Below are 18,569 nucleotides of genomic sequence, written 5' to 3'. Positions count from 1 at the left end.
TTTAATATTTTTCATGTGTAATAAATTAAGAATGAGTTGTTATTAAACTCAAACAAGAAAAGTAGAGGGAAAATAAAACAACTGTCTATTTTTCTTGTTCTTATAAAATTCAGCAATCTAGTTGTAGTAATCTAGGATCTGATTTAACCCAAAAACATGCAGAATATAGTGAAAGAGTAATAAATGGCTTTGATTATGTTATAATAAAATAATTAAAAATATTGAAGGAATTTAAGGATAAGTATGTCACAAATAATTGATGAAAATGTTTTATGAAAAGCAGCAGAAAAACTAAGAGACAAATGTGATCCTGCTGATTATAAAAATGTTGTATTGGGCTTAGTCTTTTTAAAATATGTTAGTGATAAGTACATTGCTAAATATGATGAGCTAAAAAAAGTTGGCGACGGTAGAGAAAAAGATGAAGACTATTACATTCAAGATCATGTATTTTTAGTACCTAAAAATGCCTTATGAACCAATATAGCAAGCCACTCTAAACAAAGTGATTTAGGTCAAGTAATTGATGATGCCTTCATCGAGCTTGAGAAACACAATAATCAACTAAAAGGAATTCTTCCTAAAACTTATTCTAAGAGTGATTTAGATAAATCTGCTTTAGGAGACTTAGTAGACTTTTTCACTAATAATTTAAATATGGAAGATGCTGATGGTGATTTCTTCGGCCAAGTTTATGAGTACTATGTAGGTGCTTTTGCTAAGTATATACCGACAAAAGGTGGAGAATTTTTCACTCCAAAATCTGTTGTTGAATTAATGGTTGATATTTTAGAACCTTATAGTGGGAAAGTTTTTGACCCATGTTGTGGAAGTGGTGGTATGTTTGTTCAATGTTCTAAGTTTGTTAAAGAGCATCAAGGTAACGTTGATAACATCTCAATTTATGGTCAAGAATCAAATCCTGGAACTTGAAAAATGGCTAAAATGAATTTAGCTATTAGAGGACTTGAAGGAAATTTAGGTGAAAAAAGCGCTGATTCTTTTGCAGATGATTTACATAAGTCTTTAAGGGCAAATTACATCATCGCTAATCCACCATACAATTTAAAAGATTATTGAAAACCATCTCTTGAAGGTGATCCTAGATGAGTATTCGGAAAACCAGACATGAAGAATGCTAACTATGCATGACTTTCATTAATGTATTCTAAATTAGCACCTAATGGTAAAGCAGCAATATTGATGCCGAATGGAGCTACAACAAGTAATACTAAAGATGATTACAAAATTAGAAAGGCTATGATTGAATCAGGTAAGGTTGAAGCAATTCTAGCATTGCCCGATAAATTATTTTCAAATGTTACCATTTCAGTTCAATGCTGAATCTTAAATAAAGGAAAAACTAACACCGATGTTTTATTTGTAAACGCAGACAACTTAGGGAAATTAGTCTCAAGAAAAATAAGAGTCCTTGAACAAAAAGATGTAGACAAAGTTGTTAAAGCTTATCGTGATTTTAGAGAAGGTACTCTTATAGATATACCAGGTTTTTGTAAGAAGGCTACATTAGAAGAAATCAAAGAAAAAGATTTCTCTTTAAATCCTGGAAGATACGTTGGAGCAGATGAGTCTAACAAATTATCTCCTGAAGAAATTCAAGAAGAGTTAAGAAAGACTACTGCTGAATTATTAGAATTAATGAAGGAGGGTAAAGAACTAGAAGATAAGGTTAAAGAGATATTAATGGAAGAATTAAAATAATGTTAACTATGTATTGTTGCTTTGATGGCTCCAATATAGGAATATATAGTTCACCATACATTATTGCATTTAAATTAGATCGTGTGCTTCCTGTAAATAGCGATTTCACTTGCTTTCAATATGAATTTGATTGACAATAATAACCGACATAACGTGGATTTATTTTGCTAGAATCGATAGAAAACTTAATTAAGTAGCCTGCATAAACTATTTTATCCTGACTTCCATTGTGAAAATAATTTCTACCGGTACTATTACCGGTTCTAGCAAAAACTATGTCATTTTCATTTAAAAAGTAGTTTTTATATTTTGGATATTCATGCACATTTATACATGCAGGCAACGGTATGTTAATTTTTGAGTCATCCGATATATCAGTGATTCTGAGGTATTGTGGCAATGATGGTTCATATTTGTATGCTGAGGCACCGATTCCATATGAACCTTTATTACCTATTGATATATCTTTTAACTTTACTGTATTCATATAAAACTCCTAGAAATGAGGTATTAGTAATGAAATTGAAAAATATAGTAAATATCATCAATGGTTCGACCCCAAGTACTTCTAATCCTGAATTTTGGGGTGGTGATATAAAGTGAATAACACCAAAGGACATGTCTTCGTTAAAGACTAGATATATTTCTTATGGTAATAGAAATATAACAGAATTAGGATATAGCAGTTGTTCTACTACTTTAGTTCCTAAAGGAACTGTTCTTTTAACTTCGAGAGCTCCTATTGGATATGTTGCAATAGCAGACAACTCACTATGTACAAATCAAGGGTTTAAATCAATGATTTGTAATGAAAATCTAGTTAAACCTATGTATTTATATTATTGGTTACTTAAGAATAGAGAATATTTAGATTCAATTGCTGGAGGTTCGACATTCAAAGAGCTGTCTAAAGAACAACTTGAAAATGTAGATATCGAATTACCAAACATAGAAATTCAACAACACATAGTTAACACTATAGGAACAGTTGATGATTTGATTGAAAAAATTGAGGAGAAAATAAATTTTTTAAAAATAATGTCAACAAATCTTTATTCTCAAAATTCTGAATATCCATGTATACAAAATCTATCATTAGCAGATGTATGCTTAATAAAAACAGGAAAGCTTAATGCTAATGAAGCTGATAAGACCGGTTCTTTTCCATTTTTTACATGTGGTACTAATGAATTACTAATTAATGATTATGCTTTTGATTGTGAGGCTATAATAATTGCTGGTAATGGTGAAATCTCAGTTAAACATTACAAGGGTAAATTTAATGCATATCAAAGGACTTATGTATTAGAACCTCAAAAATATTTTTACTTGTTTCTAAAAGAATGCGAAAATAATATAAATGTTTTGAAAAATAATTCTCAAGGATCGGTAATTAAATTTATTACTAAACCAATGCTTGAAAAAATATCAATAAATCTAAACAATCATTCTGAAGAAATTAATGAGAAGATAGGACAAATTTACAACTTAATTCTTAATTATAGAAATCAAATCTCTTTATTAATTAAAATTAAAGATATTTTACTCACCAAATATTTCTAGATAGTTAACACTATAGGAAGCATTGATGATCTTATTGAAAATTATGAGTTAATCGAGACTAAAATTAAATCTATTGGATTAAGAAAAATAAACTCCTTGAATTTTATTAGAAATCACGTTCCCTTCTCGAAATATGGGATATTTGACAAAGGAATAGAGGTTGGTTCCAGCAACTATATAGATAAATCTCAAAATAGAGATGATCTTATTCCGTACTTAAGAGTCGGTGATTTAGATTCATTAAAAAATTGTTATATAAAAAAAGCACAAAACCTAAAAACATGTAACTCAGATGATACTTTAATAGCATTTGACGGCGCTCCTGGAAGGGTGAATGTTGGGTTAACAGGCGCTTACTCTTCAGGAATATATAAAGTAATATCTGAAAATAAAGGTTTTGCCTTCTTTGAATTATTAAGCAATTTAAATCAGTCTATTATCAAAGATAATTCGCAAGGCACAACAATTTTGCATGCTTCCAAAGCTATACCAATGCTATTGGCTTGCGAACCTACCAATGATGAAATTAATTTTTTCAATTATATTTATGAATTATTGGTTAAAGTGAAAATGTTAAAATCAAAATGTCTAGATATTAAATCTATACTGCTTAATAAATATTTTACCAATTAATTATTTTGTCAACTATTTCCTGTTGCTCTTCGCTTGTTTTTCTCAAATAAATTCTAGTGGTTTCTATAGATTCGTGTCCCATTAAATCTGCTAGTAATGCAATATCTTTGCATTTTTCTAAAAAGTTTTTTGCAAATCTATGTCTAAAAGAATGTGGGTAAACTACATTTAGATTCATATTATATTTTCTTGCTAGTGATTTTAACTGATGAGCTATACCTCTAGTTGATATTTGATTACCATCTTTATTAAGAAATAGATAACCCTCTGTTCTAGTGATAGAATCATAATATTCTATCGCTTTTTTTCTTAATCTAACGGGTATGAATATTCTTCTTATTTTGCCACTTTTTGTGTAAAGGTCTATATAACCTCTTATTAAATGCTCATATTTGAATTGAATAAGCTCAGAAATCCTAGCACCAGTTGCTCCTAAAAATCTAACAATAAAATACCACTCATAATTTTTGTCTTTGAGCAATTTGTTTTTAAAGAACTCGTAATCTGCATCACTAATAACATTTTCTAAAAAACTTTTTTGTTGAATTTTTATGTATTTTAGTTTTAATTTTTCTTTCCTTAAAAATTCCAGATATTTATTGATTCCTTGAATTCTCAAATTAATAGTTTTACCCTTATACTTATCAACTAATATTGATTTAAAAGCTAATAAATTTTGCTTTGTTATTTCACTAAATTCTGTACTAAACTGTTTAACTGCAATAACATAAGCATCAATAGTATTTTTTGTTAAATTTTGATGTTGTAAAAACGAAATAAATTCTTTCAAATTGTAATACCTCCTATTTATGGAAGGTACTAAAATCTAGAAATATTTATTCAATAGTAGATTCTTCAATTCTTTAAGCTTCTTTATTTTTCTTCTATAAGAAGTTAAATGAATAACTAAAGGACTAAACTCCTTATTGAAACTATTTATCTCTTCATCAGATAGTTTAGGGACAAGAATTTTATTAAATGTTTCATTATTAATCCCAGCCATGGTTGTCCCTACAGAGTTAAGGTCTCTTTGAACAAAAAAGTTCGGGGATAAAATAATACCTGTTAGAAACGATAGTGGTAATTTGTTTGTAGCTTCGACTCCTAAATATCCTGTTGAAAAGATATAATCATTAAGTAAATCATCATCTTTTTCTGTCACTATAATTACCTTTTTTGATTCTTTCATCTTGGCAAATCATATTGAATCAACCACTGGTTGCATGTTTGCTCTAGATGGTCTGTCCTCAAAGTTGAATGAATCAAATTGCAAAATATTGTTAATACCTTCTACGGACGATGTGTCCAAATAATTCTTGGTATTATTATATTTTTTTATACCAGATTTGATAATTTGAGGCGAGTAATATTCAAAAGGAATGAGACTTTCATCAGATAACGACATACTAATTATGTTTAATATTTTTGATATCTGATTTTCATAATTTTCGATAAGATCATCGATGCTTCCTATAGTGTTAACTATCTGTATTAATTTTGAGAAAAACAACTGCTTTTTTATATAATAATTTCGAGGTAAATTCTTATGTTTAATGAAGCTACTATTGAGAATAGCATTATAGAACTTTTAGAAAAAAATGGTTTTGAATTTTTAAATTTTGATGATTCATGACTAAGTGAAAGAAAGCTTGATGAATTCATTAATAATGAAGTTCTTTTAAATTCGTTAATTAAAATAAATAAATTTGATGATTTAGAAATACTTAATGAAGCAATGAATATGCTTATGAGAGTTGATAATCCTTCTTTATTTGTAAGGAATTTTTTAGTTCACAAAATGTTAGTAGAAGGTGTGACAATTGAGTCGAATAAATATCAAGTTAACCCTCTTATCAAATTCATTGATTTTGATAATGTAGATAATAATACATTTCAATTAGTTCATCAAATTAAGTTCAATGAAGGAAGATCGACTAGAATACCAGACATAGTTGTGTATATAAATGGACTTCCTTTAATTGTGATGGAACTTAAGTCTTTAGTTGAAGACGCTACTGGAGCAACATTGGAAGACGCTTACAATCAATTAGGTGGTAGCAGTGAGTCTAATGGATACCGTTATGATATTCCAACTTTATTTAATTACTCTGCTTTTTTAGTAATTTCTGATGGAGTAAGTACTAGAATCGGAACATTGACTTCTAAATTCGATAGATACAATGAGTGAAAAAGTGTTGATGGTAAAAAAGGTTATGATGATAATTATGCATTTAAACTAAATACCTTCATAGATGGAGTGTTTGAAAAAAGCAGATTACTAGATATTATTAAACATAATATTTTCTTTATTCAAGATAAAAATGACAAACCAGTCAAGATAATCTCGCAGTATCACCAGTATTTTGGAGTAAAAAAATCAGTTCAATCAATTTTAAATAGTATTAAGTCAAATGGAAATGGTAAAGCTGGTATTGTTTGACATACTCAAGGTAGTGGTAAATCATTTTCAATGCTAATGCTTGCACATAGATTATTGATTAACAAAGACTTAAATGTTCCAACTATAGTGGTTTTAACAGACAGAATCGACTTAGATGATCAACTTTATAAAACTTTCTTTAGTGCGCGTAATTACCTAAAATGCGAACCTCAAATAGCTACATCTAGAGAAGATTTAGTTAAGAAGCTTAAGCACATTAAACAAGGTGGAATAATTTTTACTACAGTTGGTAAATTCGATAAGCATCATTTACCAAAAAATGAACGTTCAAACATTATCGTCATGACTGATGAAGCTCATAGAGGGCACTATGGAATTTATGAGACTGTTCATTACGAAAGAAATAAAGAAACTGATGAATTAGAAGCAGTTTTCAAATATGGAGTAGAAAAGTATATTAGAGAAGCATTACCTAATGCTACTTTTATTGGATTTACTGGAACTCCGGTATCAACAAAGGAAAAACAAACAACAGACATTTTCGGTGATATTATCGATGTTTATGATATGACTCAATCAGTTATCGATGGTTCAACAGTAAAACTTTTTTATGAATCTAGACTTGCAAAAGTTTGGACAGATCAATCAATATTGAATCAAATTGATAATTACTATAATGATTTAGTGAAAAATGAACAAGCAGATAATCAAGCAATAGAAAAATCAAAACGTGAAATGAGCAAAATCAAAGTCATTTTAGAAGATGATGACATGATTGATTTATTTGCTAGAGATATTATGGCTCATTATTCTGAGAGAAAGGGTACTTTAAACGGAAAAGCCATGATTGTTTGTCAAACTCGTCATGCAGCTTTAAAACTATATAAGAAAATAGTTGATGAGATTGCACCTGAAATGAAAGAACAAGTAATTTTAGTTGTTACTGAATCTAATAAAGACACAGAAGAAATGCGTAATCTATTTAAAGATTCTGCATATAGAAAAGAGTTAGGTGAAGAATTTAAAAAAGATACATCAAAATATAAAATCGCAATTGTAGTTGATATGTGATTAACCGGTTTTGATGTACCCGACTTAGATGCAATATATTTTATTAAGAGACTCAAATCTTATAATTTAATGCAAGCTATTGCTCGTGTTAATCGTGTTTATCCAGGTAAGTATTATGGTTTAATTGTCGATTACATAGGTCTAAATGAAGCATTAAATGAAGCATTAACAGAATATACAGATAGAGACAGACAAGAAAATGTTCAAGATGTAAAGAAAGAAATTTATGACATCTTGAAAGAAAAATTAAGTGTACTTAATGAATGATTTTACAAAATTGATAAAAGCAAATTCTATAGCTCTAATGATCACGAAAGATTTGAAGCTGTACAAATCGGAACAGAATTTGTGCTGCAAAATGCTAAAAGAGAAGATGCATTTATGAGTGATCTTTCCTTTTCTGTAAAGCAAGCCTTTGTCGTTTGTGCTGGTATTTTAACTGAAGAAGAGAAAAATGATGTTTATTATTACTTAGCTATTAGAAGTTTTATTCTAAAGCTTAGAGCAAAAACTCCAACTGTTTCTATAAAAGAAATGAACGAATATGTTTCTAATCTTCTAGCAGATGCTATTAAAGGTGATGAAGTAAAAGTATTAACTCAAACAAAAGAAGATTCAAGTAAAGTTATTGAATTGTTGAGTGAGAAAAACATAGAAGAATTAAGAGTAAAAAATCCTCCTCATGTGTTTGTTCAAATTGTCAAGAAGTTACTTGAAAGAGCAATAGCTGAATCTAGAAAAAATAATTACTTTAAATCTCAAGAATACAGTAAAAGATTAAGAAAAATCTTAGAAAAATATAATGATAGAGATGCTATTTTTTCACCAGAACAAACTATTGTTGATTTAGTTGGATTCGCTAGTGAAATGGTAAGGGATGAACAAACAGCTAGAGACCTTGGTGTATTCGGAAGAGAAAAAGCGTTCTATGATGCTTTAATTAGAGATAAATCAGCTAAAGAATTACTAAACGATGAAACGCTTAAACTTATTGCCAGGGAATTAAAGTCAGTAGTTGAAGAATACGCATCAACAGACTGAGCCCATAAAGAATCCACAAGAGCAAGAATGAGAATAAAAATAAAAGAATCTTTGAAGAAGTATAATTATCCTCCAGAATATCAAAAACAAGCTGTAGATGATGTTATTAAACAAGCTGAATATATAATGAGCGAAGATTAACCTTTAGATTATTTAAGGTATCAAATTCGACTTAAAAGAAATATTACAATTAGACTTTATTACTTATTAAACGATTGTTTTAGTAAGTAATAAAGTCATTTTTTATTCTTTTGATAAATTTCGAATAAAAAAGAACAGCTAACACTGTTCAATTTCTCTAATAATTAGTATTCTGTTGAATGTTCTAATGAATCGATGCTCAATTCAACAGAAGTTCTTTTTCCAAATGATTCAATTTGAATTGTGGCGATATTTGCGTCTAAGTTTAATGATTTAATTGGACCAATTTCACCTTTAAATGGACCATCTAAAACTACAACTAAATCATTAATTTTAAGTCCTTGTAAGTTTTTACCTAAGTTAAATAAGTGTGTAGCTTCCTCAGCGGCTTTTTCCATTTTTCTAATTTCTCTAGAAGAAACAGGTGTAGGCTTTGCTCCCTTACCTGATGAACCTATGATACCTGTAACATTTTGTGTGTTACGTACAACGTATCAAGCTTCATCTGTCATATCCATATTTGCAAAAATGTATCCGGGGTAAAGGTTTGTATATTTAACCTTGTATTCTTGGCCTAAACGTCTTTTTTCTAATTCTTTAGCTGTTAAGATAGGTTTTTTAAAGATTTTAAAAGCGCCATCTTGTGTTGCATATTGATTAAATGATTCTGCAACATTTTCAGCAATAATACGGTTATTTAAAGCTTCGATAACTTGTTCTTCTTTTCCTCTAACAGTAGAGATCATGTATCATTTAAAATTATTCATAATTTACCTTTCTAAACTGAACCAATTACTTCTCATAATTTTGTAAATCCAATTGTTACTGCATAAACAAATAAAGCAAATATAGCTGTAAAAACAAGAATTTTAACAAGGTTTATTCAATTTTGTCTTGGAGTTGCTCAACGAACACGTTTAATTTCTTTAACAGTCTTTCTAAAGAAATAAATTTTATTTCTGCTTTCAAATCTGTCTTTTAAAGACATTTTTGCTGTTTCAGATTTTCCAGTTTTTGTTTTCTTATTTTTTCTCATAATTAAACTTCTTCTTTGTGAATTGAGTGTTGTTTGCAATGAGGACAATATTTTTTAATCGCTAAACGTTCTACACTTCCAGCACTTTTAATTGTCACGTAATTTTTCTTTCTGCATAATTCGCATGCAATTGATACCTTGTTACTTTTCATAGTGTTTTAATTTTACCACAACATTACAATATACATTAAGTAAATGAATGCTATGTAATAGGTTTAATTGAAATTATTTACATGTGTAAAAAACATAACGCATTACTTTCTTCATCTAAATATTGATCTCACTTTTGCAAATGCTAAACGCACTCCTAAATTAACTGTTGGGGCTAAATTACCTCTAACTAAGCTTAAAAATAATCTATTTCTAAATTGATTCTTAATAATAAGTCCAATAAGCATAATGTTGTTAGAACTAATAAGCTTCATTTTAGGTGTTTTTAGTATAAAGTTGATTGTTTCATTAATGATTTTATTTTGCATTTTAGTCATATTTAAGTTGCTTAATAACTTATCAACATATCTATCAAGAGCTTCAAAATCTCTTCTTGAGAGATATTTATAATCAATCTTGCAATAGGCTAAAATGAATTGAATTAATTTATCCTTATCAGTGAACAATTGTTCTAAAACAATATTTAGAAACTTCGATGATATTTGTTTGATTAGCTCTTTGTTTTGGATAATAAAACTATTAAAGTAACTTTCGAAGCTAACAAAATGTGAACTTGATGAAAAGTAATCTTTAAAAATAATCATAAATTGATCTAAATCATTTTTTACTAATGAAAAATCTAAATTAAACTCATAATCAATCTTTCTAATATCAATTGGAATCTTAATAAATTTTCTTTTATTTAACTCTGCAAGGATAAAATGAATTAAATCAATTATCTCTTCTTTGAAATTAGGGTACTTTTCAAAGAATTTTTTTGTTATATCAAACAATGTTTTTTCATTTGAAACTAAAAAGAATTGTCAAAACTTATTAAGGGAAATGTTTTTGTTTTTAGTAAAGAATTTTTCAACATTATCAATCAACATAACAAACTCTTGATTATTAGCTAGAAAGTCAATTAATGTGTCTGTGAATTTTAGTGAACTGAATTTATTTTCAATATATTCAAGTACGTTTTCGTCATGGAAAATCTTACCAATGAGTGACATAACATTCTCATTTAGAATTGCGCTGAAATTAAGAGTGATATCTAAACCTTTAGTTAGTTTCTCAGTAATCAATGAATTGCTAATTGTGCTTATATAAATTCTAATTAGTGAACCTTCTAGAACACCTAATTCTTTGTATCAAGTTTGAACAAGATCAATAATTTTGTTATCCGGGTATATTGTGATACTTCTAAATTTAGTTCAAGTAAATTTATTTAAATGATGCTCTTTAGCAAAATTTAGATAAAGTTTCTTTCCAATGTATTTATAACATTTCTTACTGCAATGAATATCTAAGAACAACTGATATCATTTGCGTTCATTTCTTAAACATTGTTCAAAGTCAAATATTTCAACATATTTAGTGTTTGTTGCTGCTGAAACTTCTGCAAAAATATTCTGAAATACCTTGTATATAGATTTAAAAATAGAATAACTCTTGTTTAAAAGATTATCTTTGTTTTTAAGAATCAACTTGTTAAGTACAGGTAATGAAGCGATAGGATAATCGACTAAATAGATTTTGCAATTTGTATTAACTTCTTTAATTTTGTTAACTAAAACAATATATTCATTAATGATTTGCTGTGTTGTATGTTTAATATTTTTCAATAAATCATCAATTTGTTTATTTTGAAGGTAGTAATCTTTTTGAGACATTACTTCGACTAAGTCTACATAGGAAATACTGAATAAAAATTCAATTCCACTAGAGTTTATAAATAAGTAATCTGCTTCCTTAATTTCTTTTAAATATGAATCAAAATCATAATTAAAACAAGTGTGATTAAATTTTTGAGCTAGAACTTTATTTATGTGCATTAGCTCTCTTGTTTCATCCGTAAACTCTTCACCAGAAACGATATTAATTCAAGTACTAATCTTGCTTGCTGATAGGCCTAAATTACTATATTTAATGTCTAAATTTCTACCAACATTCTTCTGAATTAACTCAATGAAATAGTCTGAATATGCATAACCTAACTCATCTAAATTTCCATATGTTCCAGTTCCTTGAGATAAATCAAAACCTTGCGCTATTGAGTCGCCAATAAATACAAATTTTTTATTTCTAAAATTGCGATTATTCATATTACTAAAATATTAGCACATAATATAAAAAGAGGAAATTTACAAACAGAGGACATAAAAACCACTTAACTTAAAAAAAGTTAAGTGGAAATCTAATAGACATTGTAAAAAATTAAATAATAAAATTAAAGAAAGGTATTTGACATTTAACAGAAAATGTCTAACTGATGAGAGAAGAAAAAATAATGAATTTCGGTTCATTTAGAACCAATTTTGTATTTCGCATTTAATAATAAAGTCTTATATTGAATAAAAGTCAATAAATGGATCAATATAAGAAATTGAAATACTTTTCAAATGTTGAGAAAGGAATAATCCAACAAATAAACTAAAAACCATATTATATTTTGTTTAAAACACTATAAAAATTTAATAAAAACCAAAGTGAGTAATGAAGAACATAAACTGGAAAGTGAAAAAGAGTTCAGTCTCCACAACATACAAGAAGATAACCGTAATTTTGAGAAATACCCCAAAATTTACACTAATAAAATAAAAAGCAACAAGAGAAAACATATTAATTAAACTTACGAATTTTCCTTAACCCTTAAAACTTAAATTCAAGTTTAATTAATTTTGACCATCCCACACACTCCCCCAAGCAACTGAGATGATACGTTTTCATAACCTAACACTTACCCAATGTTATTAATATGCAAGAATGAATAATTATTGGAAATAAAATCCAAGTGAGTTTACCTAAAATACGGAAAAAACATAGATAGAATCAAAAAAAGGTCTATACATGCATATTTTGTAAGTGAAAAAATAAAATAAATATAGAAGGGACTAAATCGCCAGAGAGTAAAAACGATTTGTCTCAAAAAAATATAAAAAAATAATGGAGCAACAAGCAAAATATAGCTTGTTTATAAAAAACATAACAAGATAAAGAGATTTTAAAAATCAACACAAAATAATTTGAAAAATCTACTGCGTTTTATACCATAAAAACATTTCATAAACTTATGTAAATATACGATAAATATATATGAGAAAGAAGAATTAAAAATTTGGACATATAAGTTAACATAAGCTCTATTTAACTTGATATCAATGTAGTAATAAGGTTGTTCGAACAAATAATGTCAATATCAATTGATGAACCAACATTTAAATCTGTTGTTTTCATAACTGAATGTTTCTTTTTATAACTACTATTTAAAAAATGATTTCTTGAGTGCATTTTTTGAGTTTTAATTTGATAATCAAGTTGTTTTGGACTATGTGAGTTATCAACTACACTATTTTCCATGTCTATTAGAATTTTTTGTAAATTTACCCTTTTGTTAGCTATACCATCATCAAAAATATATTGAGAGTTAATTTCTGAGTGGAAGAAATTCAGGGTCTTTAACTTTAATTTATTCCAAATGAATGATTCGAAATGAGAATAAGATTTAAAATCCTTACAAAAAACTTCTGAAGAAACTTCTAGAAAAATTTCTAAAAATTCATGAAGTATAACATTTTTAATTTCTGCTGGATCAATAGATATCTTACCAAAGACTCAACTAACTTTTCTAGACAAAACATCTATTGACTTACTGTGCTGTATACTGAAAGCAGAAATGATTTTTGAAACTGAATAATACTTGTCATTTTCGAGTTTCAAAAATTCAGAGAGAAACTTATCGTTCAAATGATATTTTCTTATCATTTAGTTAATGCATCGAACACAATAATACCTGTTGCTACTGATACATTTAAAGATTGCACATTCCCCCTTTGTGGAATATAGATTGTTTGATCTGTGACTGAAAGCACACTTTTTGATACACCATCACCTTCGTTACCTACAACTAAAATTGTAGGTCTGTCGTATTCCACCGTTGTGTATGGGAGAGCTTTTTCATCTAATACAGTTGAATAAACTCAATAACCTCTTTTTTTGAGTTGAGTTAAGGCCGCATTAAGACTATTAACTCTGTAAAAATTCATATTTACAAATCCACCTGATGAAACCTTTAATACAGTTGAATTAATTACAGCCGCATTATCTTTAGGGAAAATAATATGCTTAATTCCCCCAGCATTTGCTGTTCTTATAATTGCACCAAAGTTATGTGGATCTTGAATTTTATCCAACACAAGAATTGGCGAATTATCCTTATGCAATCTTCCTAAATCGTCTAGTCCCTTGTAATTAACAGATTTTAAGATTGCTTTAAAACCTTGATGGTTTTCTTTTGTTTCTTCATCTAAAGTTTTCTTATCAGTGATAACAATTTTTATACCCCTTAAAGTGTTATCACCTTTAAAGTACTTTAAACTTCCTTCATCAGTTATGTGTATTTCAGAAATATCTAATTTATTATTGACACAGTCAATAACAGAATTTTTCCCATACACAATTAATTCTCCCACTTTTTTAGTGGTCATATCATATTTTTTTTGTTTTTCGTGTAATTTTTTCATATTTACCTTATATTAAATTATTTTCAATCAATTCGTTTCTTAATTTGTCGGCATTTTGATAATCTTTTTGAGCTAAAAACTCTTGTCATTTTTGATAAATTGGAACATATTTTTTGTAATCGAATTTATTAAATTCAAAACCTAACTTATCAAAAATATATACTAATGTCGCTATGTGCAAAGTGTTTTTGTCTTTATTAATATTTTTAATTAGATCATTAGTAAGTTTGTTAAAGTCAGAAAACCTCTGCTCAAAAATATATGTGAATGCTTCTTTGGCTAATTCATTGTTAATTTGTGAATTGTTTTGTTTGTTTAATAGTGCATTTAAGAAGTAAATTTTGTTAATTTTCTTGAAAATCACTTCAACATTATTAATTAAATTCTCATCAATATTGATCAAACCTGTAAATGAGTTTAATAATAAAATCATTTTAAAATAGTCAGCTGAATAATTTTTAAGAAAGTCGGAAGCTAAAATTACGTTTTGTAATGACTTAGACATCTTAATTCCGTTTAAATTAATTTGACCTGTTCTTAATCATTTATTTGAAAGCTGTTTTTGATTTAAAGCATAGAATTGAATATTTTCATTTTCATGGTGTGGGAATGTTAAGTCCATCCCTCCTCCGTGAATATCTAAACCAGAATCTCCAAAATGTTTTTCAATTAAGGCAACACATTCTGTGTGTCATCCTGGTCTACCTTCACCAAAAGAAACATTGTATTTAACACCTTCAGTTGTGTTTTTTCATAAAGCAAAATCAGCAGGTGTTTTTTTATTTGAAGAAAGTTCACTATCTTCAAATTTCATGTTTTCAATTTTTTGTTTTGAAACAATACCATAGTCATTTTGGTTTTTTATGACATCAAATCAAACATTACCTTCATTATCTAAATATGCATTATTCGATTTGATTAATCTTTGAATGAAGTTATCAATTAAATCAATATTTTTGGTTACGTATTCAATGTGAGTTATAGTGTCAACACTGAATTGTTTAAGTAAATCTAAATATAAATTACCATACTTTTCCGATACTTGAGTTTCTAAAACACCTTGTTCTTTGGCTTTTTTGATAATTTTGTCATCAATATCAGTAATATTATGAACAAATTTATATTCAATTCCTAGTTGCTTTGCAGCTTTTAAAATTAAGTCCATAGTTACAATCGGTCTCATATTTCCTATATGAACATCGTTGTAAACTGTGGGTCCACATACATATATTTTTAACATATTGTTATTATAATAAAAAATAATATTTAATTACCATTTTATATAAGCAAAATTAACTTTTATAACTATGTATAAGGTACATAAAACTAGTTGTTTCCTAGCTATATAAAAAATATTTTTTAATATAATAGATATATAAAATATATCTATAAATAAGGAGGGTTATGACACTAAAAGAACAGTTAAAACAAAACATCATTGACGCAGTTATAGAGTTGCAAAATGAAGATTTTGTTAATAAGGATCTTAATGTTAAAGATTTAGTTTTTAATATCACTCAACCTAATGTTCCTGACAATATTAACATCGATCAAGTTGTTTATGACTTTAGTACAAATATTGCATTTATTTTAAAAAATCATTGTGCTGTTAAAAATCCAATTGAAGTAGCAAATAAATTGGTTGCTAAAATGTCAAATTCAAATATCTACCAAAAAATAGACATTGCTGTACCTGGATTTATCAATATTGTTTTAAGCAATCAATTATTTTTATCAACAATACAAAACATTAACTTAAATCCAACAAAATATGGAGCTCACTTTATTAATAAAGAACATGTTAATGTTGAATTTGTTTCAGCTAACCCAACAGGATTTTTACACGTCGGTCATGCTAGAGGTGCTGCTTATGGGGATTCTTTAATTAGAATTTTAAGACATGCTGGTTATGATGTTGAAGCCGAATATTATGTAAATGATGCAGGTAATCAAATTAATGTACTTACAAATTCAGTTTACGTAAGATATCAAAACTTATTTGGTATTGATGCACAATTACCTGAAGATTGCTACAGAGGTCAAGATATAGTTTGATGTGCTACAAAAATTAAAGAAAAATATGGTGATTATTTCTTAAATGCTGATGAAGTTAAATTAAGTGAATTATCAACTGTGGCTAAAGATATTATGCTTGATAAAATCAGAGAAGATCTTGGTAGATTAAATGTTTCATTTGATACATTTGCTTCTGAAAAAACAATTAAAGAAGATGGTTTAATTGAACCAGTTCTTAAAAAATTAAGCAAATACACATACACAGAAGATGGTGCATTATTCTTAAAAACCAAAGAATTTGGCGATGATAAAGACCGTGTGCTTATCAAAGCTGATGGGAATTACACTTATTTCTTACCTGATATTGCTTATCACGAACTTAAGTTCCAAAAGTCACCTAAACTTATTAATATTTGAGGAGCAGACCATTCAGGATACATTCAAAGAATGAAAATTGCGATGCAATGCTTAGGTTACAATCCAGACAATTTAGATATATTAACTATTCAATTAGTAAGATTAATCAAAGATGGAGAAGAATTTAAAATGTCTAAAAGAGCAGGTACAGCAGTTACTTTGCAAGATCTTTTAGATTACTCTTCAGCTGACGCAGTTAGATTTATGATGCTCACTAGGGAAATCAATAATAAATTTGATTTTGATATTGACGCAGCTAACTCAACTGATGTTAATAACCCTGTATTTATAGTTCAATACGCTCACTCAAGAGCTGTATCATTATTAAATAGATTAAAACAAGAAAAAGTTAATGATCAAATTAACTTTACAAACAAAGCTAAAAAACTTATTATTGAATTAGACTCATTCCCTGAATTAATTAAAACAATTGTGTCAACTTCAAAAGTTAACTTATTAACACAATACTTAATTAGTTTAGCTAAATCATTTAACAGTTTTTATGCTGAAACTAAATTATTAGGTCACGAAGATGAAGCAACATATGCTCACCTTATCAAATCAGTTCAAGCGATTTTAGCTCTTGGACTTAACTTAATTGGTGTTTCTGCACCTTTATCAATGTAATTAAAGGAGAATTTATTATGTACAAAACAATGTTAGAAATCGCATACGAATTAGTATCATCACGTCCCACAGACGAATTTGCATTTATGGAAATCTTTGACACTGTTGAAGACGAGTTAAGATATGACTGAGAAGACAGATTCGTTACAATGAACACAACATATGAAAAAGTTAGAGAAAGAAAAATTGGTGAGTTATACCGTTTATTAACAGTTGATAAAAGATTCAACAGACTTGCAAACGGAAACTGAGAATTAAGAAATATCTAATAAGTAGGTTTTTATGTCATTAGTTAATGCAAAAGATATGCTCAAGAGAGCTAAAAAAGGTAAGTACGCAGTTCCTCATTTTAATATTAATAACTTAGAATGAACAAAAGCAATTCTTACAACATGTCAAGAAATGAATTCGCCTGTTATTTTAGGAGTTTCAGAAGGAGCACTGAAATATATAGGTGGATATGAAACTGTAACAGGTTTAGTTTCAGGTCTTATTAAGGACTTAAAAATTTCAATTCCTGTAGCTCTTCATTTAGATCACGGATCATTTGATGCTTGTGTTAAAGCTATTGAGTCAGATGGTTTTACTTCAATTATGTTCGATGGTTCACACCTCCCATTTTATGAAAATAAAGAATTAACTCAAAAACTTGTTTACTTAGCTCAAAGTAAAAATATGACTGTTGAAGCTGAGGTTGGTTCAATCGGTGGTGAAGAAGATGGCGTTATTGGAAACGGTGAAATTGCAGATATTGAAGAAGCTAAACAATTAGCTGCTGAAAAAATCACAGTTCTAGCAGCTGGGATCGGAAACATCCACGGTAAATATCCAAAAAACTGACAAGGTCTTAATTTTGAAGTTCTTGAAAAATTATCAAGTGAAACTGGTTTAGGAATTGTTCTTCACGGTGGTAGCGAAATTCCACTTGACCAAATCCAAAAAGCAATCAGTTTAGGTGTTACAAAAATTAACATCAACACCGATTTACAATTAGCAAACCACGCTGCAATTAGAAAATTTATCATTAGCAACAAAGATCTTGAAGATAAAAATTATGATCCTAGAAAACTTTACAAACCTGGTTATGAAGCTATGTGTAGAGTAATTAAACAAAAAATATTAGAGTTCGGATCAAATGATAAAGCTTAGCATCATCTTGATGCTTTTTTTATACACATTATTTCTAAATAGGAATAAAATTATATTTATATACAAATAGAAAAGAGAC

17 protein-coding genes are annotated in these 18,569 nt (G+C 28.1%); 7 read left to right on the top strand and 10 right to left on the bottom strand.

Annotated features, from left to right (window positions below; genetic code table 4):
- Positions 1-243 precede the first annotated feature (243 nt).
- Complete coding sequence (locus VBM91_RS00950) at positions 244-1,722, top strand: class I SAM-dependent DNA methyltransferase (protein WP_323188981.1); 1,479 nt, start codon at positions 244-246, stop codon at positions 1,720-1,722.
- Here VBM91_RS00950 and VBM91_RS00945 read toward each other — a convergent pair.
- The gene (locus VBM91_RS00945) at positions 1,691-2,209 is read right to left on the bottom strand and encodes a hypothetical protein (protein WP_323188980.1); all 519 of its coding nucleotides are present in this window, start codon (positions 2,207-2,209) and stop codon (positions 1,691-1,693) included. The two genes, VBM91_RS00950 and VBM91_RS00945, sit on opposite strands and share 32 nt — an antisense overlap.
- A gap of 29 nt (positions 2,210-2,238) precedes the next feature.
- Between VBM91_RS00945 and VBM91_RS00940 the strand changes: the two genes are divergently transcribed.
- Together VBM91_RS00940 and VBM91_RS00935 are read left to right on the top strand one after the other, a co-directional pair.
- A complete protein-coding gene (locus tag VBM91_RS00940; protein ID WP_323188979.1) occupies positions 2,239-3,285 on the top strand; it encodes a restriction endonuclease subunit S in 1,047 nt (348 codons plus the stop codon).
- A 96-nt stretch (positions 3,286-3,381) separates the two neighbouring features.
- Positions 3,382-3,918, top strand: a complete 537-nt coding sequence (locus VBM91_RS00935; RefSeq protein ID WP_323188978.1) for a hypothetical protein — start codon at positions 3,382-3,384, stop codon at positions 3,916-3,918.
- Here VBM91_RS00935 and VBM91_RS00930 read toward each other — a convergent pair.
- Positions 3,908-4,708: a tyrosine-type recombinase/integrase gene (locus tag VBM91_RS00930; RefSeq protein ID WP_323188977.1), complete on the bottom strand. Its 801-nt coding sequence runs from the start codon at positions 4,706-4,708 to the stop codon at positions 3,908-3,910. The two genes, VBM91_RS00935 and VBM91_RS00930, sit on opposite strands and share 11 nt — an antisense overlap.
- A gap of 36 nt (positions 4,709-4,744) precedes the next feature.
- Positions 4,745-5,227, bottom strand: a complete 483-nt coding sequence (locus VBM91_RS00925) for a hypothetical protein (protein ID WP_323188976.1) — start codon at positions 5,225-5,227, stop codon at positions 4,745-4,747.
- Between the two features lie 237 nt (positions 5,228-5,464).
- Here VBM91_RS00925 and VBM91_RS00920 point away from each other — a divergent pair, with 237 nt between their 5' ends.
- Complete coding sequence (locus VBM91_RS00920; protein WP_323188975.1) at positions 5,465-8,572, top strand: type I restriction endonuclease subunit R; 3,108 nt, start codon at positions 5,465-5,467, stop codon at positions 8,570-8,572.
- A 164-nt stretch (positions 8,573-8,736) separates the two neighbouring features.
- Here VBM91_RS00920 and nusG read toward each other — a convergent pair whose 3' ends face one another.
- The 7 genes from nusG to VBM91_RS00885 form a co-directional block, all read right to left on the bottom strand.
- Positions 8,737-9,339: a transcription termination/antitermination protein NusG gene (nusG, locus tag VBM91_RS00915; protein ID WP_257089437.1), complete on the bottom strand. Its 603-nt coding sequence runs from the start codon at positions 9,337-9,339 to the stop codon at positions 8,737-8,739.
- A gap of 11 nt (positions 9,340-9,350) precedes the next feature.
- Positions 9,351-9,608 carry a preprotein translocase subunit SecE gene (gene secE / locus VBM91_RS00910; protein ID WP_323188974.1) on the bottom strand — a complete coding sequence of 86 codons (258 nt, stop codon included), beginning with the start codon at positions 9,606-9,608 and terminating at the stop codon, positions 9,351-9,353.
- A 2-nt stretch (positions 9,609-9,610) separates the two neighbouring features.
- A complete protein-coding gene (gene rpmG / locus VBM91_RS00905; protein WP_323188973.1) occupies positions 9,611-9,760 on the bottom strand; it encodes a 50S ribosomal protein L33 in 150 nt (49 codons plus the stop codon).
- A 102-nt stretch (positions 9,761-9,862) separates the two neighbouring features.
- The gene (locus tag VBM91_RS00900; RefSeq protein ID WP_323188972.1) at positions 9,863-11,863 is read right to left on the bottom strand and encodes a hypothetical protein; all 2,001 of its coding nucleotides are present in this window, start codon (positions 11,861-11,863) and stop codon (positions 9,863-9,865) included.
- A 1,042-nt stretch (positions 11,864-12,905) separates the two neighbouring features.
- Positions 12,906-13,505 carry a hypothetical protein gene (locus VBM91_RS00895; RefSeq protein ID WP_323188971.1) on the bottom strand — a complete coding sequence of 200 codons (600 nt, stop codon included), beginning with the start codon at positions 13,503-13,505 and terminating at the stop codon, positions 12,906-12,908.
- 11 nt (positions 13,506-13,516) lie between these two features.
- Complete coding sequence (gene rlmB, locus VBM91_RS00890) at positions 13,517-14,281, bottom strand: 23S rRNA (guanosine(2251)-2'-O)-methyltransferase RlmB (protein WP_323176641.1); 765 nt, start codon at positions 14,279-14,281, stop codon at positions 13,517-13,519.
- Positions 14,282-14,288: 7 nt separating this feature from the next.
- The gene (locus VBM91_RS00885) at positions 14,289-15,521 is read right to left on the bottom strand and encodes a class I tRNA ligase family protein (RefSeq protein WP_323188970.1); all 1,233 of its coding nucleotides are present in this window, start codon (positions 15,519-15,521) and stop codon (positions 14,289-14,291) included.
- 164 nt (positions 15,522-15,685) lie between these two features.
- Between VBM91_RS00885 and argS the strand changes: the two genes are divergently transcribed.
- Genes argS through fba form a run of 3 tightly spaced genes read left to right on the top strand, consistent with a single transcriptional unit; the run spans position 15,686 to position 18,490 of the window.
- On the top strand, positions 15,686-17,341 hold the full coding sequence (gene argS, locus VBM91_RS00880) for an arginine--tRNA ligase (protein WP_323188969.1): 1,656 nt from the start codon (positions 15,686-15,688) through the stop codon (positions 17,339-17,341).
- A gap of 17 nt (positions 17,342-17,358) precedes the next feature.
- Positions 17,359-17,610 (top strand): DNA-directed RNA polymerase subunit delta, encoded by a 252-nt coding sequence (rpoE, locus tag VBM91_RS00875; RefSeq protein WP_323188968.1) that lies wholly within the window; start codon positions 17,359-17,361, stop codon positions 17,608-17,610.
- A gap of 13 nt (positions 17,611-17,623) precedes the next feature.
- Entirely contained in the window at positions 17,624-18,490 is an 867-nt protein-coding gene (gene fba / locus VBM91_RS00870; RefSeq protein ID WP_323188967.1) for a class II fructose-1,6-bisphosphate aldolase, read from the top strand.
- Positions 18,491-18,569: the final 79 nt, after the last annotated feature.

Source organism: Mycoplasma sp. 2248, assembly GCF_034863245.1.
GTDB lineage: Bacteria > Bacillota_I > Bacilli_A > Mycoplasmatales > Metamycoplasmataceae > Mycoplasmopsis.
The sequence above is the reverse complement of the archived record's forward strand: the minus strand, read 5'-3'. Positions and strand labels throughout refer to the sequence as shown.